The 20,288-nt window shown below is 72.2% G+C and carries 12 protein-coding genes and 1 pseudogene; 5 read left to right on the top strand and 8 right to left on the bottom strand.

Features of this window, described 5'->3' with window-relative positions; translation table 11 throughout:
• A partial coding sequence (locus ABZ854_RS34010; RefSeq protein ID WP_361218973.1) for a maltotransferase domain-containing protein occupies window positions 1-772 on the bottom strand: 772 nt, incomplete at its 3' end.
• A 467-nt stretch (window positions 773-1,239) separates the two neighbouring features.
• Between ABZ854_RS34010 and glgP the strand changes: the two genes are divergently transcribed.
• The 3 genes and pseudogenes from glgP to ABZ854_RS34025 form a co-directional block, all read left to right on the top strand.
• Window positions 1,240-3,858, top strand: a complete 2,619-nt coding sequence (gene glgP, locus ABZ854_RS34015) for an alpha-glucan family phosphorylase (RefSeq protein WP_361218976.1) — start codon at window positions 1,240-1,242, stop codon at window positions 3,856-3,858.
• A 157-nt stretch (window positions 3,859-4,015) separates the two neighbouring features.
• On the top strand, window positions 4,016-5,377 hold the full coding sequence (locus ABZ854_RS34020) for a lipase family protein (protein ID WP_361218979.1): 1,362 nt from the start codon (window positions 4,016-4,018) through the stop codon (window positions 5,375-5,377).
• 246 nt (window positions 5,378-5,623) lie between these two features.
• Window positions 5,624-6,223: pseudogene (locus ABZ854_RS34025) on the top strand (class I SAM-dependent methyltransferase); the annotation flags it as partial.
• Window positions 6,224-6,325: 102 nt separating this feature from the next.
• On the opposite strand, the gene ABZ854_RS34030 reads toward ABZ854_RS34025, so the two are convergent.
• The 7 genes from ABZ854_RS34030 to ABZ854_RS34060 all read right to left on the bottom strand — a co-directional run bounded on the left by ABZ854_RS34030 (window position 6,326) and on the right by ABZ854_RS34060 (window position 18,459).
• On the bottom strand, window positions 6,326-6,847 hold the full coding sequence (locus tag ABZ854_RS34030; RefSeq protein ID WP_129306476.1) for a DUF1990 domain-containing protein: 522 nt from the start codon (window positions 6,845-6,847) through the stop codon (window positions 6,326-6,328).
• A gap of 75 nt (window positions 6,848-6,922) precedes the next feature.
• Window positions 6,923-8,581, bottom strand: a complete 1,659-nt coding sequence (locus ABZ854_RS34035; RefSeq protein WP_361218982.1) for a M4 family metallopeptidase — start codon at window positions 8,579-8,581, stop codon at window positions 6,923-6,925.
• A 244-nt stretch (window positions 8,582-8,825) separates the two neighbouring features.
• Window positions 8,826-10,880, bottom strand: a complete 2,055-nt coding sequence (locus ABZ854_RS34040) for a M4 family metallopeptidase (protein ID WP_361218985.1) — start codon at window positions 10,878-10,880, stop codon at window positions 8,826-8,828.
• A gap of 334 nt (window positions 10,881-11,214) precedes the next feature.
• Complete coding sequence (locus ABZ854_RS34045; protein ID WP_361219018.1) at window positions 11,215-12,945, bottom strand: ABC transporter ATP-binding protein; 1,731 nt, start codon at window positions 12,943-12,945, stop codon at window positions 11,215-11,217.
• 38 nt (window positions 12,946-12,983) lie between these two features.
• A complete protein-coding gene (locus ABZ854_RS34050; RefSeq protein WP_361218988.1) occupies window positions 12,984-14,717 on the bottom strand; it encodes an ABC transporter ATP-binding protein in 1,734 nt (577 codons plus the stop codon).
• A gap of 20 nt (window positions 14,718-14,737) precedes the next feature.
• Window positions 14,738-16,612, bottom strand: coding sequence for an ABC transporter ATP-binding protein (locus ABZ854_RS34055; protein WP_361218991.1), 1,875 nt, complete (start codon window positions 16,610-16,612; stop codon window positions 14,738-14,740).
• On the bottom strand, window positions 16,609-18,459 hold the full coding sequence (locus ABZ854_RS34060; protein WP_361218994.1) for an ABC transporter ATP-binding protein: 1,851 nt from the start codon (window positions 18,457-18,459) through the stop codon (window positions 16,609-16,611). Before ABZ854_RS34060 ends, ABZ854_RS34055 begins: the two co-directional genes overlap by 4 nt.
• A 183-nt stretch (window positions 18,460-18,642) precedes the next feature.
• Here ABZ854_RS34060 and ABZ854_RS34065 point away from each other — a divergent pair, with 183 nt between their 5' ends.
• Together ABZ854_RS34065 and ABZ854_RS34070 are read left to right on the top strand one after the other, a co-directional pair.
• The gene (locus ABZ854_RS34065; protein ID WP_361218997.1) at window positions 18,643-19,551 is read left to right on the top strand and encodes an ABC transporter ATP-binding protein; all 909 of its coding nucleotides are present in this window, start codon (window positions 18,643-18,645) and stop codon (window positions 19,549-19,551) included.
• Complete coding sequence (locus ABZ854_RS34070) at window positions 19,548-20,282, top strand: ABC transporter permease (RefSeq protein WP_361219000.1); 735 nt, start codon at window positions 19,548-19,550, stop codon at window positions 20,280-20,282. The genes ABZ854_RS34065 and ABZ854_RS34070 overlap by 4 nt, the downstream gene beginning before the upstream one ends.
• Window positions 20,283-20,288: the final 6 nt, after the last annotated feature.

The following is a 20,288-nucleotide window of genomic DNA, read 5'->3' on the forward strand; positions in this document are numbered from 1 at the left end:
GTTCCACCAGCAGCGGCATCGGCTCCGAGACGGTGACCAGTTCCCGCAGCGGATGGCGTGCCAGCACCTCCGCCACCTCCGGCGCCAGCGCCGCCGCGAGTCGCCAGGCCGCCGGGCGGTCCTCCGCACGCAGGACGGCGGCGGTGTCCAGGAGCAGGGCGCGCTGTTTCTCGGGCACCTGTTCGGCCGCCCGCTCGTAGAGCCGCGCGCCCTCCTCCAGCACCAGTTCGGTGTCGATCCCGGCCGGGATCTTGATCCGCGCGTGGTGCCGCCAGGTGCCGACCGGGTCCGACCAGGCCTCCACGGTGTAGGTCCAGCGGCCGGGGGCGTCCGGGGTGACGTCCGCGCCCCAGCGGTCGGTGCCCGGGGCGAGTTCACGCATCGGCGTCCAGGGACCGGGACGGCCTCGCGGGTCGCGCAGCACGACGTTCGCGGAGACGGCGTCGTGTCCCTCCCGGAACACGGTGGCCGACACCTCGAACGACTCACCCGCCACTGCTTTGGCGGGTTTGCGCCCCTGCTGGACCATCGGGCGGACGTCGAGGACCGGGATGCGGCCGATGACGGGTGCGGCGGGGGTGGGACGCGACCCGGACGAGGCCGGGGCGGGGGCGTCGTGGGCGGGCTTCCTCGGTTTCCCGCCCGGCGCTCTCCGCTGCGCCGGCTTGCGGGGGCTGTCCGCGGCCCGGCCGGCGTGGTCCGCCGTCCTGTCCGCGGGGTCCGCTGCCGTGCTGGTTGTCGGGGGTGCTGACGAGTGGTGCGTGGCGGGCATGACCGCTCCTGTCCGCGTCAACGAGGGTGTGGGCGGATGACTCTGGGGAGGTGGGTCCTGCGGGTGTGCTGCGGTACGGCTGTGGGGTGTACCGGAGGAGCCTTCCCACCCTGCTCGGGTGGGCAATCCGGAACATTGTTAACTACTCGCGCGTATGTCGACACACAAGTCCGGCCTCTTTTTCCGGGTGCCCGACACGCCGGTGTCCAAGCCCCGTTCGTACGACGGGATTTGCCCCGGCGCAGCCCCTGTGGGCCGCCGCCGCCCGTCCGGTGCGCGGGGGTCCGCGCCCCGTGCGTGCGTCCGGTGCGCCCGACACCCGCCCCGCCGCGTCCCCGCCGACGGCCCGTCAGCGGCTACGGTCGAGGGTGACGTCGAGACGTACACGTCCGGGACCGTATCGGTCCTCACGGCCCGTGCGGCCCCGTGCCGTGCCGTCTCACCCCGCGACGCGCCCGAGGTGGAAAGTGAAGGCGATCCGTCGGTTCACCGTCCGTCCCGCACTCCCCGACGCCCTCCGGCCACTGAGCGACCTGGCGCGCAATCTGCGCTGGTCCTGGCACACGGAGACGCGCGACCTGTTCCAGGCCGTCGACCCCGAGCGCTGGGCCGCCGCCGAGGGCGATCCGGTACGGCTGCTGGGCAGTGTGCGGCCCGAACGGCTCGCCGAACTGGCCGGGGACCGGCGCTTCAGGCGCCGGCTCGGCGCGGTCACCGACGACCTGAAGGACTACCTGACCGGCGACCGCTGGTACCAGGCACAGGGCGACGGCCTGCCCGCCGCCGTCGCCTACTTCTCCCCGGAGTTCGGCATCGCGGCCGCCCTGCCGCAGTACTCCGGCGGCCTCGGCATCCTCGCCGGGGACCATCTCAAGGCCGCCAGCGACCTCGGCGTACCCCTGATCGGTGTGGGGCTGCTCTACCGGCACGGCTACTTCCGGCAGTCGCTGTCCCGGGACGGCTGGCAGCAGGAGCACTACCCGGTGCTCGACCCCAACGAACTGCCCGTCACCCTGCTGAAGGAGCCCGACGGCTCGCCCGCCCGGATCTCCCTCGCGCTGCCCGGCGGCACCGCGCTGCACGCCCGCGTCTGGCTGGCGCGGGTGGGCCGGGTGCCGCTGCTGATGCTCGACTCCGACGTGGAGGAGAACGGCCCCGGTGAACGCGGGGTGACCGACCGGCTCTACGGCGGCGGCAGCGAGCACCGGCTGCTCCAGGAGATGCTGCTCGGCATAGGAGGGGTACGGGCCGTGCGCACGTACTGCAGGCTCACCGGGCACGCCGAGCCCGAGGTGTTCCACACCAACGAGGGGCACGCCGGCTTCCTCGGCCTGGAGCGGATCGCCGAACTGTGCGCACGGGGCCTGGACTTCGACGCCGCCCTGGAGGCCGTACGGGCCGGGACGGTGTTCACCACGCACACCCCGGTCCCGGCCGGCATCGACCGCTTCGACCGGGAACTGGTCGCCCGCCACTTCGGGCCCGACGCCGAACTGCCGGCCCTTCCGGTGCAGCGGATCCTGGCGCTCGGCATGGAGACGTACCCGGGCGGCGAGCCGAACCTGTTCAACATGGCCGTGATGGGGCTGCGCCTGGCCCAGCGCGCCAACGGGGTGTCCGTGCTGCACGGCCGGGTCAGCCGCGAGATGTTCGCGGGACTCTGGCCCGGCTTCGACCCCGAGGAGGTGCCGATCACCTCCGTCACCAACGGGGTGCACGCGCCGACCTGGGTCGCCCCCGAGGTGTTCCGGCTCGGCGCCCGGCAGATCGGCGCCCAGCGGGCCGAGGACGCGCTGACCGTCGGCGGCTCGGACCGCTGGGACTCCGTCGCGGACATCCCCGACCAGGACATCTGGGAGCTGCGCCGGTGCCTGCGCGAGCAGCTCGTGGAAGAGGTACGGCAGCGGCTGCGCGTTTCCTGGCGGCAGCGCGGCGCCGGGGCGGCCGAGCTGGGCTGGATCGACGGGGTGCTCGACCCCGGCGTGCTGACGATCGGCTTCGCCCGCCGCGTCCCGTCGTACAAGCGGCTCACGCTGATGCTCCGCGACCGGGACCGGCTGACGGAGCTGCTGCTGCACCCCGAACGGCCCGTCCAGATCGTCGTCGCGGGCAAGGCGCACCCGGCGGACGACAGCGGTAAGCGCCTGGTGCAGGAGCTGGTGCGCTTCGCGGACGACCCGCGGGTCCGTCACCGCATCGTCTTCCTGCCCGACTACGGCATGGCGATGGCGCAGAAGCTCTACCCCGGCTGCGACGTCTGGCTGAACAACCCGCTGCGCCCACTGGAGGCGTGCGGCACGAGCGGGATGAAGGCGGCCCTCAACGGCTGCCTCAACCTCTCGGTGCTGGACGGCTGGTGGGACGAGTGGTTCCAGCCGGACTTCGGCTGGCCGGTGCCGACGGCGGACGGCGCGGGCACCGACGCCGACCGGCGCGACGACCTTGAGGCGGCGGCCCTGTACGACCTGCTGGAGCGGCACGTCACCCCGCGCTTCTACGACAGCGGCCGGACCGGTCTGCCCGACCGCTGGATCGAGATGGTCCGCCGCACCCTCACCCTGCTCGGCCCCAAGGTGCTGGCGGGCCGCATGGTCCGCGAGTACGTCGACCGCCTCTACACGCCGGCCGCCGTCTCCCACCGCTCCCTGACGCCGGACGCGGCGGCCGAACTGGCCGCGTGGAAGGCGCGAGTGCGGGCGGCCTGGCACGGGGTGACGGTCGAACACGTGGAGACGACGGCGACCGCGGCCACCGCGGAACTGGGCACGACGGTCGGTCTGCGGGTCCGGGTCGGCCTCGGCGAGCTGACCCCGGACGACGTCGAGGTGCAGGCGGTCTCGGGCCGCGTGGACGCCGAGGACCGCATCACGGACGCTGTCACGGTCCCCCTGAAGCCGACGGGCACGCCCGACCTGGAGGGCCGGCGCGTCTACGAGGGTCCCCTGGCGCTGGACCGCACCGGCCCCTACGGCTACACGGTGCGCATCCTCCCCAGCCATCGGCTGCTCGCGTCCGGCGCGGAGTTGGGCCTGGTCACGGCGCCGTCCGAGGAGGCGGGGGAGGGCGCCGGGGTCCTGCTGCGCTGAGGGCCGCCCCCGCTCGGCCCGCGCTCCCCTGTCGTCCCATGCCGAAATATTTACCGTTCAAGACCCTAGGCAGCGACCCTACGCCTAGGTAACTTACTCGCGGGTCACCTCCTTGTGATCCAGTTCACCAGGTGCTCACGATCTGCGGGGGAGAGTCATGCCCAAAATCACCAAGCGGGTCCTGGCGACGGCGGTCGTAGCGGCACTGGCCTCGGCAGCCGTCCCGGCCGCCACCGCCGCCGCGGCGACCACGTCACCGTCGTCCTCGCCCACGTCCTCGTCCTCGTCGGGCGACGCGTTCTACACGTACGACGGCAGCAAGCCCCTGTCCTCGTACGCGCCGGGCGCCGTGCTGAAGAAACGGACGCTGACGTACCACATCGTGGGCGTGCCCACGCCGCTCAAGGCCATCCAGCTGCTCTACCGCACCACCGACGCCCAGGGCCGTCCGGCCGCCAACGTGACCACGGTGGTGCGCAGCATCACGGGTGACGGCAGCAAGGCGGTGTCGTACCAGTCGTTCTACGACTCCCTCAACCCGGCCGACGGACCGTCCCGCGCGATCGCGGGCGACGTCAGCCTGGGCGGCCTGATAGCGAACACCGAGAACCTGTTCCTGGCGCCGCTGGTGGCGCAGGGCTACACCGTCGTCATCCCCGACACCGAGGGCCAGAGCGCCGACTTCGCGGCCGGCCCCGAGTACGCGCGGAACACCCTGGACTCGATCCGCGCGGCCTCCGACCCCGCAGCCGACACCGGCATGAGCACGGACACCCGGGTCGGCCTCATCGGCTACTCGGGCGGCGCCATCGCCACCAACTGGGCCTCGGCGCTGGCCCCTTCCTACGCCCCCGACGTCAACGAGCGGCTGGTCGGCTTCGCCGAGGGCGGGCTGCTCGTGGACCCCGCGCACAACCTCAAGTACGTCAACGGCTCCCTCGTCTGGTCCGGCGTCATCCCCATGGCCGTCATCGGGGTCGCCCGCTCCTACGGCATCGACCTCAAGCCCTACCTCAACGACTACGGCCTGAAGGTGTACTCCTCGCTGGAGCACGGCTCCCTCCTCGACGCGCTCGGCCACTACCCCGGCCTGACCTGGAAGAAGCTGACGAAGCCGGCATACAACGACCCCGACTCGATCCCCGAGTTCGTCGAGGCGGTCAACAAGGTCAACCTCGGTTCGGCGCCCACCCCGACGATCCCCGGCTTCATCGCCGAGGGCAACGGCGGCGTCTTCGAGGGCACCTTCGGCAACCCGCCCGGCATCGGCAGGGGCGACGGCGTCATGGTCTCCGGCGACGTCCGGGCGCTGGCCCGCCAGTACTGCGCCACGGGCAAGGCCCCCCTCAAGTTCCACCAGTACGACCTCCTCAGCCACATCGGCACGGCCGCCGCCTGGGCCCCCCAGGCCCTCGCCTACCTCAACGCCCGCTTCACCACGGAGCCGGCCCCCACCAGCTGCGGCAGCATCCCGGCGGGCAACGACCTGACCCCGGAACAGCCGACGGATCCTTCCTGACCCCGAGCACAACGGGCCCCGCCGCGCGGCAGCATGCACGGCGGGGCCGCGCCGCGACACCTGCGCCCTTGCTGTCCTTTGATCCCTGCCTTACTCATCCACGAGGTTCACCTGCCCCGCGTAATAGATGCCTTCATTACAGTCGGGCCATGGCACAACATGAGTGAATAACTTCGAGAACTCTTGCTTCGAATTGAAGAAACATCATGGTATCTACGTCGTGCGGAGAACGTATGAAGGTACCTGACCCTGGTCGACTTCGGATGCGGCACCGGCCGCGACCTGGAGATCCTCGCCAAGCGCTTCGAGTGCATCGGCGTGGACCGCCCGACCGGCATGGTCGACTACGCCCATCAGGCCCGGCCCGGGCTGGACATCCGCACCGGCGACATGCGCACCGCACGACTCGGCAGCCGCCTGGACGTGGTGACGTGCATGGGCAACAGCCTCGCCTACGTGCACGGCAACGAGGCGATCAGCCAGGTCTTCGCCACCTTCGCCGCCCACGCCCGGCCAGGAGCGCTGCTCGTGCTGTGCTGCCCCGTCGCCCCGATCACCCGGGCATAGGCAACCACCGCCACGCTCGACACCCCGACGGGATCCGCGACCGTCACCATCCGCCACACGTGGGACCTGCGGACCCAGATCAACACCATGCACCGGCACTGGATGCTCCCCTCGGGCGACGAGGCCCGAGACGAGATCCGCAGACGTGTCCTGTTCCCCCAGGAGCTCGAACACTACGCGGAAGGCGCCGGCTTCGAGGTCCTGGACATGCTCGACGGCACAGGTGCTGGGCTCACTGGCCCCACCGCGTACACGGTGGCCCGACACTATCCGCGGTGACCGGCGGAACGATAAATGGCACACGCACCGCCGCCCGACTCCCGACGGCAGTCGGTCGGGCGGCCGTGCCGCGGGAGAGTCAGTCGTAGGACTGGGGGGACCTCAGTCCTCCTCCGCCCCCGAGCTCAGTTTGCGCAGGACCACCCCGCAGCGGCGGGCGTAGGCGTGTTGGAGGCCTCGGGTGGCGGGGCCGCCGGCTCGGGCGTACCACTTGGCGCCGCGGCTGAAGGCGGCGACGGTGAGCCAGACCGTGCCGTCGCCGGTGCGGTCGACGATGAAGGCCTCCTCGCCGGCCTCGGGGTGGCCCTCCAGGGTGCCGTAGGCCCAGCCGCTGCGGCGGGGGTGCTCTATGGTCCAGATGATGCGGCAGGGGGCCTTTATCAGGCCGGCCAGGGTGACCGTGACGTTGACGCCGGAGGCGGCGCGCTCGGCGCTCGCGTCGATGCCCACGCCCATCGCGCGGTGCATCTCCCAGGTGAGGACCGCCTCGGCGGCCCGGTCGAAGACCTCCTGTCCCTCGCCGATGCGCGTGCGCACGAGCATGGGGTGGAAGCCGGGCGGGCAGACGGTCAGGTCGTCGCGGGTCGCGCCGACCGGCTCGTAGGAGAAGGACGCGGATGACATGGGTCACAAGGGTAGGGCGGCACCCGGAGTGATCTTTCGCCGGGTGCCGCCCACCGCGTTCGGGAAACCTCCCGGCTACTTCACGTTCACCGCGGTCCAGGCCGCGGCCACCGTCTTGTACTCGGTGCTGGTGGCGCCGTACAGGTCGGACGCCGCCTTCAGGGTCGCCGTGCGGGCGGCCTTGTAGTCGGTCGTGGACGTCATGTACGTGGTCAGCGCCTTGTACCAGACCTGGAGGGCCTTGTCCCGGCCGATGCCGGTGACCTTGGAGCCGTCCGACGTCGGCGAGTTGTAGTTCACGCCGTTGATGGTCTTCGCGCCGCTGCCCTCGGACAGCAGGTAGAAGAAGTGGTTGGCGACGCCGGAGGAGTAGTGGACGTCCTTGTTGCCGACACCGGAGGACCAGTAGTCGGCGGAGCCGCCGTCCTTGCTGGGCTTGTCCATGTAGCGCAGCGGGGTGCCGTCGCCGTTGATGTTGATCTTCTCACCGATGAGGTAGTCGCCCTTGTCGGTGGCGTTGCCCGCGAAGAACTCGACGCCGGTGCCGAAGATGTCCGAGGTGGCCTCGTTCAGGCCGCCGGACTCGCCGGAGTACTCCAGGCCGGCGGTGTTCGAGGTGACGCCGTGGCTCATCTCGTGGCCGGCGACGTCCAGCGCGGTCAGCGGGTGGTTGTTCCCCTCGCCGTCGCCGTACGTCATGCAGAAGCAGCTGTCGTCCCAGAACGCGTTCACGTACGAGTTGCCGTAGTGGACGCGCGAGTAGGCGGCCTTGCCGTCGTTCTTGATGCCGTTGCGGCCGAACGTCTTCTTGTAGAAGTCCCAGGTCTCCTGCGCGCCGTAGGCCGCGTCGACCGCCGCGGTCTGGTCGGTGGCCGAGCTGGACGCCTTGCCGGTGCCCCAGACGTTGTCCGCGTCGGTGAACAGGGTGCCCTTGGAGCTGCTGCTGCTGTGCTTGAGGTTGTACGTCTTGTGGCCGCCACGCGTGGTGTCGTTCAGCTGGTACGACGAGCCGGACTTCTCCGTGTTCAGGCTGACCGTGCCCGAGTACAGGCTCTTGCCGGTGCCCACGCCGGTCTCGACGGTCTGGTGCTCGAAGAGCTTCTTGCCGGTGGCGGCGTCGGTGATGACGTGCAGGCCGTTGGGGGTGCCGTCGTCCTGGAGGCCGCCGACGACGGTCTCGTAGGCGAGGACGGGCGTGCCTGAGCCCGCCCAGATCACCTTGCGGGCGCCGTCCGCCGCGGTCTTCGCGGAGCCGAGGGTCCGGGCGGCGCCGAGCGCCTGCTTCTCGGCCTTGGCCGGGGCGATCTTCGGGGTGAGCGAGGCGACCGTGATTCTGGCCGTGGTCGCCTTGGTGACACCTTCCGTCCTGCCCGACTTGGCGGTGTGGACGATCAGGTCGCCGCCGAGGACGGGCAGTCCGGCGTAGGTGCGCTCGTAGCGGGTGTGGACGGTGCCGTCGGCGTCGCGGACGACGTCCTTGGCTATCAGCTTCTCCTTGGCGCCGAGGCCCAGGGTTCGCGCCGTGTCCGCCGCGTCGGCCTGTGCGTCCTGGATCAGCGTGCCGCGGGCGCCGGCGGTCAGGGCGGCCGGGGCCGCGCCGGAGACGGTGGCGTGTGCGGAGGGGGTGTCCGCGAAGGCACCGGCGGCCAGCGCGCCGGAGACCAGGGCGCCGGCGGCGACCGCGGTGGAGACGACGAGTGTGGTGCGCTTGCGTCGCGCGTGGACGGGGCTCACAGAAGCTCCTTGTCGTGGGGGGTCGGGGCAGCGCGGAGCAGCTGCCCTTCGGTGGTGCCGTGGTGCTCTCCTGCGGCGGTCTACAGAGCATCACATTCACGGCGCGTACATGTCAGGATCTTCACAGGGCCTTGGCTAAAGGGTCACGGCTGGTGAAGGTCCTGGGTGTGCGGGCGCCGCCCGGGGTCACCCCCGGACGGCGCTCACGCACTGCTGCTACGACGGCTGCGACAACAGCCGCGGCTTACGGGAAGACGAGCTTGAAGTCGTCGATGTAGCCCGTGTCGCCGGAGTACATGTCCTGCACGCGCAGCTTCCAGGTGCCGTTGGCCGCGACGCTGGAGGCGTCGACCGTCCAGGTCTGGTGCACGCCGCTGGAGGAGTCGCTGTAGCTGGCGTTCTTCAGCCGGGCCGACGCGCCGTTCGGGGCGACCAGGTCGATCTGGAGGTCACCGGCGTAGGTGTGCACGATGTCGGCCGAGACCTGGAGGTTGGCCGGCGCGTTGCCGCTCTTGCCGGTGACGCTGACCGACGAGGTGACCGCCGAACCGTGGTCCGGGATCGCGACGTTGGCGCTGTTCTCGAACGTGGAGCCGCCGCTCGGGTCACCCGGGTCGCCCGGGTCGGTGCCGCCGGAACGCGCACCCACGTTGACGCCCGCCCACGCGTCCTGCACCGCCTTGTACTCGGCGCTGGACGTGCCGTACAGCTCGCCCGCGGCCGCGAGGGTGCCGGTACGGGCGCCCGCGTAGTCGGTGGTGGAGGTGAACTTCGTGGTCAGCGCGCGGTACCAGATCTGCAGCGCCTTGTCCCGGCCGATGCCGGTGACCGGAAGGCCGTCCGACGTGGGCGAGTTGTAGTTCACGCCGTTGATGGTCTTCGCGCCGCTGCCCTCGGACAGCAGGTAGAAGAAGTGGTTGGCGACGCCGGAGGAGTAGTGGACGTCCTCGTTGCCCACGCCGGAGGACCAGTAGTCGGCGGAGCCGCCGTCCTTGCTGGGCTTGTCCATGTAGCGCAGCGGGGTGCCGTCGCCGTTGATGTCGATCTTCTCGCCGATCAGGTAGTCACCCTTGTCGGACGAGTTGTTGGCGTACCACTCGACGCCGGTGCCCATGATGTCGCTGGTCGCCTCGTTCAGGCCACCGGACTCACCGCTGTACTCCAGGCCGGCGGTGTTGGAGGTGACGCCGTGGCTCATCTCGTGGCCGGCGACGTCGAGCGCGGTCAGCGGGTCGGCGTTGTTCGAGCCGTCGCCGTAGGTCATGCAGAAGCAGCTGTCGTCCCAGAACGCGTTCACGTACGAGTTGCCGTAGTGCACGCGGGAGTAGGCGCCGACGCCGTCGTTCTTGATGCCGCTGCGGTTGAACGTGTTCTTGTAGAAGTCCCACGTCTCTTGCGCGCCGTAGGCGGCGTCCGCGCCCGCGGTGGCGGCGTTGTTGTTGGTGCCGTCGCCCCACGTGTCGCTGGACTGCGAGAACAGTGAACCGGTGCCGGACGTACCGTGGTTGAGGTTGTACGTCTTGTGGCCGCCGCGAGCGGTGTCGGTCAGGGTGTAGCCCGACCCCGACTGGCTGGTGGTCAGCTGGACCTGGCCGCTGTAGTGGGTGTTGCCGACACCGGTCTCGATGCCCTGGTAGCGGAACAGCTCCTTGCCCGTGTTGGCGTCGGTGATGACGTGCAGCTGGTTCGGGGTGCCGTCGTCCTGGAAGCCGCCGACGATCGTCTCGTACGCCAGCACCGGCTTGCCGTTCGCCGCCCAGATGACCTTGCGGGAGGACTTGGCGACGTCCGCCTTCTTGCTGCCCAGCGCCTTGGCCTGGCTGACGGCCTTCTTCTGGACGCTCGCCTTCGACACGTTCGCGGTGAGGTCCTTGACCGCCACGCTCGCCTTCATGGCCTTGGCCACGTGCTCCGTCCGGCCGGACTTGGCGGTGTCGACGATCAGGTCGCCGCCGAGGACGGGCAGACCGGCGTAGGTGCGCTCGTAGCGGGTGTGCAGGGTGCCGTCGTGGTCCTTGACGACGTCCTTGACGACCAGCTTCTCCTGCGAGCCGAGGCCCAGCTCCTTGGCCGCGTGCGCCTTGGCGCCGTCGGCGTCACGGATCAGCTCGGCGCGCTGCGAGGGGGTGAGCTTGAGGGCGACGTGGGCCTGATTCGGCTTCGCCTGGTGGGCCGCGTCGGTGGGGGTGGCGCTCGCCGCGCCCGCCTGCACCGCCGTGGCGATGAGGGCGGCGACACCGGCCAGGGCGACGCCTGCCGCCCGGCGGTGGGATATGGGGGAGGTGCTGCTACTCAACACGTACTCCTTCTGCGTGGCCGCGGGTCCCACGGCCAATGGGGAGACCGGACGAGGGGTGGCCCGTCCGGGCAGAACTGGTGGTGCGCAGAGCAACCGCCGCGGCGGGGGCGGTCGTGGAACAGCGGTCGTCGCCGTGGCCGGGGGAGCGTGGGGGCTCCTGTGGGGTGGCTGTGGGGCGACCGTGGGGAAGAGTGACAGGAGAGGGCGCGTATTGTCAGGGTCGCGTCACCAAGTTGGCCGAAAACAGTTCGTTGGCCGGGTGTTCATGTCCGCTATGCGAACTGTTCTCCCCCGTCGGGCGGCGAAAAACGAACGCGTCCTTTTCCGGCCCAGGTCAGATGGCCACCTCGGCGCCCTCGTCCCCGTGCCACGTCCGCCACAGGGCCGCGTAGGCGCCACCCGCCTCCACCAGCTCTTCGTGGCTGCCGAGTTCGGTCAGCCGGCCGTCCTCCATCACCGCCACCCGGTCCGCGTCGTGGGCGGTGTGCAGGCGGTGCGCGATCGCGATGACCGTACGGCCCTCCAGGACGGCGGCCAGGGCCTGCTCGGTGTGCCGGGCCGTGGCCGGATCCAGTAGGGCCGTCGCCTCGTCGAGGATCAGCGTGTGCGGGTCGGCCAGCACCACCCGGGCCAGGGCCAGCTGCTGGGCCCGGCTGCCGTCGGCCGGGTGGCCGCCCGGCCCGAGCCGCGTGTCCAGGGCGTCCGGCAGGGCGCGCGCCCAGTCGTCGGCGCCCACGGCCGCAAGCGCCGTCCACAGCCGTGCGTCGGTGGCCGTCGGCTCGGCGATCAGCAGGTTGTCGCGGACCGTGCCGAGGAAGACGTGGTGCTCCTGGGTGACCAGCACCACCTGGCGGCGCAGCCGTTCGGGCTCCAGCGCGGCGACCGGCACCCCGCCCACCGTCACCGAACCCGCCCCCGGCGCGTCCAGGCCCGCCAGCAGCCTGCTCAGCGTCGTCTTCCCCGCGCCGGACGGTCCGACCACCGCGAGGCGCTCCCCGGGCCGCACCGTCAGGTCCACCCCGCGCAGCACCTCCCCGCCCCGCTCGTACGCGTACCGCACCCCGCGCACCTCGATCCGGTCGTCCGCCGGGGCGGCCGGCCCGTCGGGCCGCCCACTCCTCGGGGCCGCAGCCAGCCCCTCCACCCGGGCGAACGCCGCCCCGCTGGACTGGAGTTGCTCCACCCGCATCAGGATCTGGTCGAGCGGCTCGGTGAGCTGGCGCAGATACAGCGCCGACGCCACCACCGCGCCCAGACCCACCGCTCCACGCGCGTGCAGCCAGCCGCCGGCCAGCAGCACCCCGGCCACCGGAATGGTGTACGACACCTCGATCGCAGGGAACAGCACGGTCCGCAGGAACAGCGTGTGGAGCCGGGTCCGGCGGGACGTCTCCAGCGCCTCCCGGCTCGCCGCGGTCCTTCGCCCCCGCAACCGGAACGCCTCCACGGTCCGGGCCCCCGCGGCGGTGGCCGCGACGATCTCGGTGACCTCCGACGTCGCCGCCCGCATGGCCAGGTAACCGGCGCGGGCCCGCCGCAGGTACCAGCGCAGGGCCAGCCAGATCGGGGTCAGCCCGACCACCCCCAGCAGCGCCAGCAGCGGAGCCAGCGCGAACACCGCGCCCAGCACGAACAGCGCCTGCACCGTGCACACCAGCAACTCGGGCCCGGCGTCCCGCAGCGTGGTGCCGACGGTCGCCACATCCGCCGTACCCCGCGCCGTCAGGTCACCCGTGCCCGCCCGCTCCACCGCCGAGGCGGGCAGCTCCAGCACCCGGTCGACGTACTCCTCCCGCACCCGGGCCAGCGTCCGCTCCCCGAACCGGTGCCCCACGTACCGCGCCCAGCGGGCCAGCAGCAACTGGGCCAGCGCGCACAGCAGGATCCACATCGCCAGCCGGTCCACCGCGCCGACCCCGTGCCCGGCCCGCACCTGGTCCACGATCCGCCCGACCAGCCACGGCCCGGCCAGCCCCGCACCGGCGGCCAGCGCGTTCAGCAGCGCCGCCCACGCGAACGCCCGCCCGTCGGCCCGTACCAGCCGTACGACCGCCCGCCGCACCATCGCCCGGTCCGCGACCGGCAGCGCCCCCTCGACCGCCGTCACCGTACGACCCCCTCCGCGTCCACGACGTCGGCGTCCCGGGCCACCAGGGCCCGGTAGCCCGGCTCCTCGGCCAGCAGCCGGCGGTGCGGGCCGCTCGCCGAGACCCTGCCCTCGGCCAGGAACAGCACCGTGTCCGCGTGGTCCAGCACCAGCGGCGAGGTGGACGTCAGCACCGTCGTACGGCCGGCCCGTGCCTCCCGCAGCCGCTCGGCGACCGTCGCCTCCGTGTGCGCGTCCAGCGCCGACGTCGGCTCCACCGCGATCAACACCTCCGGGTCCGCGAGCAGCGCCCGCACCAGCCGCACACGCTGACGCTGCCCGCCGGACAGACTCCGCCCCTGCCCCGTGACCATCGAGTCGAGCCCGTCCGGCAGCCCCCGGACGATGTCGTCGGCGGCGGCCGCGAACACCGCCCGGCAGAGCGCCTCCTCGTCGCCCGCCGGGGAGGGAGTCCGCTCCGCCGCGACCACGTCCCGAAGCGGCCCGGCGAACAGGTCCGCCTCGTTGTCGGCCACCAGGATCCGTGAGCGCACCTCGGCCAGTGGCACCAGGTCGAGCCGGGCGCCGCCCCAGGTGACGTCCGTGGGCGCGTACCGGCCGAGGCGGTCGACCACGGCGGCGGTCTCGGCCGGGCGGGCGCCGGCCAGCACCGTCAGCCGGCCCGGCGCCACCCGCGCCCCGGACACCGGGTCGTACAGCTCCGCCGGACCGTCCGGCGCGGGCAGGGTGCCCGGGTCCGGCTCCGGCTCCAGGCGCAGCAGCGTGACGACCCTCCGCGCGGCCACCACACCACGGTTCAGCTCGTATGCCATTTGCAGGAAGAACGCCACCGGGCCGACCAGCACGGCCACATAGCCGTACACGGCGACCAGGTCACCGATGCTGATGGACCCCTGCGCGGCCAGCCGGGCGCCGAGCCAGGTGACCACCGCCAGGAACAGGGTCGGCAGGCCCACGCCGAGTGCCTGCACCCAGCTGGTCACCGCGCCCACCCGGTAGCCCTGTTCCCGCAGCCGCCGGGAGTCGGTGCGGAACGCGTCCGCGAACAGCGTCTTGCCGCCGAGCCCGTTGAGCACGCGCAGCCCGCCCGCCAGGTCCCCGATCCGGGCGGTCAGCACGCCCTGCCGCTCCCGGTACTCGCTCTCCGCGCCCTGCAGCCGCCTTGTCAGCGGACCCGTGAGCAGCGCGATCACCGGCAGCCCGAGCAGCACGACTGCGGCGAGCGGCGCCGAGACGCCCAGCAGCAGCCCGGCCACCAGCAGATAGACGACGACGGCGCCCACCCCGGGCCCGACGACGGTCAGCGCCTCCGCGATCGTCTGGACGTCACCCACCCCGATCGTCACGACCTCCCCGGCGCCGGCCCGGCGCGGCAGCACGGCTCCCAGCCGGGCCGTGTGGCCGACGACCACCTTGACCGTGCGGAAGTTGGCGTCCATCCGGATCCGGGTCATCGTGCGGTGCCGCATGATGCTCAGCCAGGCGTTGAACGAGCCGACGACGAACATCGCCGCCGCCCAGCCGCCCAGCACCGCCATCCGACCGGGCACCAGCCCGTCGTCCACGGCCCGCGCCATCATGTACGGCTCCGCGGCCATCAGGCACAGCCACACGCTGCCCAGCACCGCGCCGGCCACCGCCCGCCCGAGCTGGCGCCGCACCAGCCAGCCCAGGTAGTGCCAGCCGCCCCGGACGTCCGGCGTGCCCGGCTCCTCGTACGCGTCGATCACCCCGACTCCCCCCTCACGCCTTACGCCAGGCTGTCGCGCCACGCCTTGTGCAGATCCGCGAACCGGCCCGTCCCGGCGATGAGTTCGTCCGGGCGGCCGTCCTCCACGATCCGGCCCCGCTCCATCACCAGCACCCGGTCCGCGATCTCCACGGTCGACAGCCGGTGCGCGATCACCACGGCGGTACGGCCCCGCAGGACCGTCGACATGGCCTGCTGCACCGCCCGTTCCCCGGGCACGTCCAGGGAGCTGGTCGCCTCGTCCAGGATCAGCACGGCCGGGTCGGCGAGCAACGCCCGTGCGAACGCGACCAGTTGCCGCTGCCCGGCCGAGATACGGCCGCCCCGCTTGCGTACGTCGGTGTCGTAGCCGTCGGGCAGGGCGCTGATGAACTCGTGCGCGCCGATCGCCTTCGCCGCCCGCTCGATGTCCTCCCGGCTCGCCTCGGGACGGCCGATCGCGATGTTGTCGGCGACCGTGCCGGAGAACAGGAACGCCTCCTGCGTCACCATCACCACCCCGCGCCGCAGTTCGGGCGTCGCCAGCTCGCGCAGGTCGACGCCGTCCAGCAGGACACGGCCGGCGGAGGGGTCGTAGAACCGGGCGAGGAGCTTGGCCAGCGTCGACTTGCCGGCGCCGGTGGAGCCGACGACCGCGACCGTCTGCCCGGCGGCCAGGGTGAGGTCGAAGCGGGGGAGCACCTCGCCGCCGGTGCGGTAGCCGAAGCCGACGCCGTCGAACACGACCTCCCGGCCCGGGAAACCGGATGCCGTCGCGGGCAGTTCGCGGGGCTGGGACGGCTCGGGCACGGACGGGGTCTGCGCCAGCAGCCCGGCGATCTTCTCCAGGGAGGCCGCCGCCGACTGGTAGGAGTTCAGGAACATGCCGAGCCGGTCGATCGGGTCGTACAGCCGCCGCAGGTACAGCACCGCGGCCGCCAGCACACCCAGCGCCAGCGAGTCCGACGCCACCCGGTAGGCGCCCCACAGCACGATCCCGGCGACCGCAGTGTTGGCCACCAGCCGCGAGCCGACCACATAGCGGGCCATCTCCAGCATGGCGTCGCCGTTGGTCCGCTCGTGGCGCCGGTTCAGCACCGCGAACTCGGCGTCGTTCACGGCCTCCCGGCGGAACGCGCGCACCGGCCGGATGCCGTTCATCGTCTCCACGAACTTCACGATCACCGCGGCGATCGCCGTGGACCGCGCCCCGAACACCCGCCCGGCGCGCCGCCGGTACATCCGCACCAGCAGGTACAGCGGCACGAACGAGGCGACAGCGACCGCGCCGAGGCCCCGGTCCAGCCAGAGCAGCATCGCGGAGATGTAGAGGAAGGACAGGATGACCGTCACCAGCTCCTGCAACCCCTCGTCGAGGAGTTCGCGCAGCGACTCCACGTCCGTGGTGGAGCGGGAGATCAGCCGGCCGCTCGTGTACCGCTCGTGGAAGTCCACGCTCAGCGCCTGCGCGTGCCGGAAGATCCGGCCCCTGAGGTCCAGCAGCACGTCCTGGCTGACCCGGGCGGACACCACGATGAACGCGTACTGCAGGCCCCCGGACAGGCAGGCGCACAGCAGGTAGCCGACGGCGACCGCGATCAGCGGCCCGTGGTCGTGGTCCCGGAACGCGGGGACGGCGCTGTCGATGGCGTACGCCACGAGCATCGGGCCCGCCTGCACCGCCGCCTGCTGGAGCAGCAGCAGGAGCGTGGTCAGGGCGACCCTGGCCTTCATGGGGGCGAGCAGGGAACGGAGCAGCGCGGAGGTGGCGCCCGGCGGGGTGGGCAGCACGTCCCGGTCGAAGGGGTCGCCCGAGCCGTCACCGGTGCCGTCCGGGGCCGTGCCCCGTGGGTCTTCGTCCTCGGTGGCGGTGGGCGCGGAGGTGGTCGTCGTCATCGGTGGTCCTCGTCCTCCTCGGCACCGGCGCCGGACATGAGATGGGCGTACTCGGCGTTGTCGCGCAGCAGTTCGTGGTGCGTGCCGACGGCGGTGATGCGTCCTTCGGACAGCAGGGCCACCCGGTCGGCGAGCAGCACGGTGGAGGGCCGGTGGGCCACGATCAGCGCGGTGGTGTCGCCGAGGACCCGGCGCAGCGCGGCCTCCACGGCGGCCTCCGTGTGCACGTCCAGCGCGGACAGCGGGTCGTCCAGCACCAGGAACTCGGGCCGGCCGACGACCGCGCGGGCCAGCGCGAGGCGCTGGCGCTGGCCGCCGGAGAGGCTGAGGCCCTGTTCGCCGACCTGGGTGTCGGTGCCCTGGGGGAGCGCGTGTGCGAAGTCCGCCTGGGCGACGGCGAGGGCCCGGTCCAGGTCCCGGGGGCCGGCCTCGGCGCCGGCGCCCATCAGCACGTTCTCGCCGACGCTGGCCGAGAAGAGGGTGGGTTCCTCGAAGGCCACGGCGACCCTGGCGCGCAGTTCCTCCCTCGGCATCGCGGTGATGTCCACTCCGTTGAGGGTGATGCGGCCGGCGGTGGCCTCGTGCAGGCGGGGGACCAGGGCGGTGAGGGTGGTCTTGCCGCTGCCGGTCGCTCCCACGAGGGCCATGGACTCGCCGGGGCGGATGTGGAGGTCGATGTGGTGGAGGAGGGGGGTGGAGGTGGGGTCGGCGTCGGGGTAGCGGAACTGGACGCCCGCGAATCGGAGACCGTCTCCCTGCCCCGCTGCGGGCAGTCGTGCGGCAGGGGCGGCACGGGTGGGCGCAGCGGCACCTCGCAGCGCCGAGTCGCGCAACCCCCCATCGTCCGGCTCATCTTCCGGAACCTCGTCCAAGACCTCGAAGTACCGCTCCGTCGCCGCGGCCGCCTCCTGGGTCATGGCCAGGAGGAAGCCGATGGAGTCGATGGGCCAGCGCAGCGCGAGCGCGGTGCTGAGGAAGGCGACCAGGGTGCCGGCCGAGAGGTCGCCGTCGGCCACCTGGACGGTGCCGAGGACGAGGGCCGCGCCGATCGCCGCCTCGGGGAGGGTGACGATGACGCCCCAGATCGAGGCGAGCAGCCGTGCCTTGCGCAGCTCCGTGCCGCGCAGGGTGGCGGACAGCGCGCGGAAGGCGCGGGCCTGGGTGCGGTGGCGGCCGAAGCCCTTGATGATCCGGATGCCGAGCACGCTCTCCTCGACCACCGTCGTCAGGTCGCCCACCTGGTCCTGCGCCAGCCGGGCCACCCGGGCGTAGCGGCGCTCGAAGACCGCGCACGTCCACATCACCGGGATCGCGGGCCCGAGGATGACCAGCCCGAGCAGCCAGTCCTGGGCCAGCATGATGGCCACGCCGACCAGGATCGTCACCCCGTTGACCAGCAGGAACGTCATCGGGAAGGCGAGGAACAGGCGCAGCAGCATCAGATCGGTGGTGCCCCGGGAGAGCAGCTGGCCCGACGCCCAGCGGTCGTGGAAGGCCACAGGCAGCCGTTGCAGGTGCCCGTAGAGGTCGGCCCGCAGCTCCGCCTCGACGTGCGACAGCGGCCTCGCGACCAGCCAGCGCCGTATTCCGAACAGCACCGCCTCGGCGATCCCGAGCAGCAGCAGGTACAGCGCCCCGAGCCACACCCCCGCCGGGTCCCGGTCGGCGACCGGGCCGTCGACCATCCACTTCAGCACGAGCGGGATCACCAGCCCCGTGCAGGAGGCGACGACCGCGACGAACGCGGCGCCGAACAACCGCGCCCGCACGGGCCGGACATACGGCCACAGCCGCAGCAGGATGCGTACGGCGGACCGCTTCTGGGTGGGTGCGTCTGTGGTGGGCATCATCGCGAGCGTACGGACCGCCACTGACAACGCCCACCGAGTTTTGGCCGGACCCGGCTCGGTCGCTGGTCCTACGACCAGCACGTTCGACCGGTCGTATCCCCGCATCAACCGATCGGATGATGCCGCTTCGAGCGGGACGGGCGATGTGGGGGAGGGCCGCCGGACGGGATTCTCGATGGCATGGCATCCGTCATCGAAGTCACCGATCTGCGTAAGTCGTACGGCGGCAGGGCCGTCGTGGACGGCGTCTCCTTCGCCGTCGAGGAGGGCGAGATCTTCGGGATCCTCGGCCCGAACGGCGCCGGCAAGACCACCACCGTGGAGTGCGTCGAGGGGCTGCGGGTTCCCGACGGCGGCCGGGTCCGGGTCACGGGGCTGGACCCGGTCGCCGACCACGCGAAGGTCGCGAAGGTTCTCGGCGCGCAGCTCCAGCAGAGCGAGCTGCAGGCCAAGCTGACCGTGCGGGAGGCGCTGGAGCTGTACGCGGCCTTCTATCCGCGCCCGGCCGACTGGCGGCACCTCGCCGAACGGCTGGGGCTCACCGAGAAGCTCGGCTCCCGGTTCGGCAAGCTGTCCGGCGGGCAGCAGCAGCGTCTGTTCATCGCGCTCGCGCTGATCGGCAACCCCAGGGTCGTCGTCCTGGACGAGCTGACCACCGGGCTCGACCCGCGCGCCCGCCGGGACACCTGGCAGCTCATCGAGGAGGTCCGGGCGGAGGGGGTCACCGTGCTGCTCGTCACCCACTTCATGGAGGAGGCGCAGCGGCTGTGCGACCGGATCGCGGTCATCGACCGGGGCCGGATCGCCGCCCTGGACACGCCGTCCGGGATCATCCGCCGCTCCGCCGGCGCGACCGTCGTCAGCTTCACCCCGTCCGCCCCCCTCGAAGAGTGCGATCTCGCCGGACTCCCGGCGCTCGCCTCCATCGAGCACAAGGACGGCCGGATCACGCTGTCCGGCACCGACGAGACCGTCAACGCGGTCCTCACCCTGCTCGCCCGCCACCGTGTCACCGCCCACCAGCTGCGCGTGGTGGACGCCACCCTCGACGACGCGTTCCTGGACCTGACCAAGGAGGCCACGGCATGAACACCGCCGTCCTGCGCACCGAGTTCCGCCTGTTCCGCCGCGAGCCCGGCGCCGTCTTCTGGATCCTGCTGTTCCCGACGCTGCTGCTGGCGATCCTCGGCTCGATCCCGTCGTTCCGGGACCCCGACGCGTCCCTGGGCGGGCTGCGGCTCATCGACACCTATGTGCCCGTCGTCGTCCTCGTCGCCCTGATCACCTCGGGCGTCCAGTCGATGCCGCAGGGCGTCACCGGCTACCGGGAGCGCGGCATCCTGCGCCGCATGTCGGTCACGCCGGTACGGCCCTCCGCGCTCCTGTCCGCGCAGATGCTGGTGCAGGGCGCGGCCGCGCTCGGCTCGGCGTTGCTCGCCCTCGCCGTCGGCCGGCTGGCCTTCGACGTGACGCTGCCGAAGCAGGCCGCCGGCTACCTCCTCGCCCTGGTCCTCGCCGTGCTGGCCGCGCTCGCCCTGGGCTCGGTGGTCTCGGCCGTGTCCCGGACGACGAAGATGGCGAACGCGATCGGGACGGTCGTGTACTTCCCGATGATGTTCTGCGCGGGTGTCTGGCTGCCGGTGCAGGCCATGCCGCACCTGATGGCCCGGGTCGTCGGCCTGACCCCGTTCGGCGCCGCGGCCCGCGCCCTCGGCGAGGCGGCCGCCGGCCACTGGCCCGGCTGGGACCACCTGGGCGTGCTCGCCCTGTGGACGGTGCTGCTGACGGCCGCCGCGGCCCGCTGGTTCCGGTGGGAGTGAGCGGAC

The sequence above is a fragment of the Streptomyces sp. NPDC047028 genome, assembly GCF_040644095.1.
Classification (GTDB): Bacteria; Actinomycetota; Actinomycetes; order Streptomycetales; family Streptomycetaceae; genus Streptomyces.

What these genes read in the sequence shown, in the direction of transcription:
- ABZ854_RS34020 (WP_361218979.1), top strand. Translation starts at nt 4,016, where the DNA reads ATGCCCAAAATCACCAAGCGGGTCCTGGCGACGGCGGTCGTAGCGGCA.
- ABZ854_RS34030 (WP_129306476.1), bottom strand. Translation starts at nt 6,847, where the DNA reads ATGTCATCCGCGTCCTTCTCCTACGAGCCGGTCGGCGCGACCCGCGAC.
- ABZ854_RS34045 (WP_361219018.1), bottom strand. Translation starts at nt 12,945, where the DNA reads ATGGTGCGGCGGGCGGTCGTACGGCTGGTACGGGCCGACGGGCGGGCG.
- ABZ854_RS34055 (WP_361218991.1), bottom strand. Translation starts at nt 16,612, where the DNA reads ATGACGACGACCACCTCCGCGCCCACCGCCACCGAGGACGAAGACCCA.
- ABZ854_RS34060 (WP_361218994.1), bottom strand. Translation starts at nt 18,459, where the DNA reads ATGCCCACCACAGACGCACCCACCCAGAAGCGGTCCGCCGTACGCATC.
- ABZ854_RS34065 (WP_361218997.1), top strand. Translation starts at nt 18,643, where the DNA reads ATGGCATCCGTCATCGAAGTCACCGATCTGCGTAAGTCGTACGGCGGC.
- ABZ854_RS34070 (WP_361219000.1), top strand. Translation starts at nt 19,548, where the DNA reads ATGAACACCGCCGTCCTGCGCACCGAGTTCCGCCTGTTCCGCCGCGAG.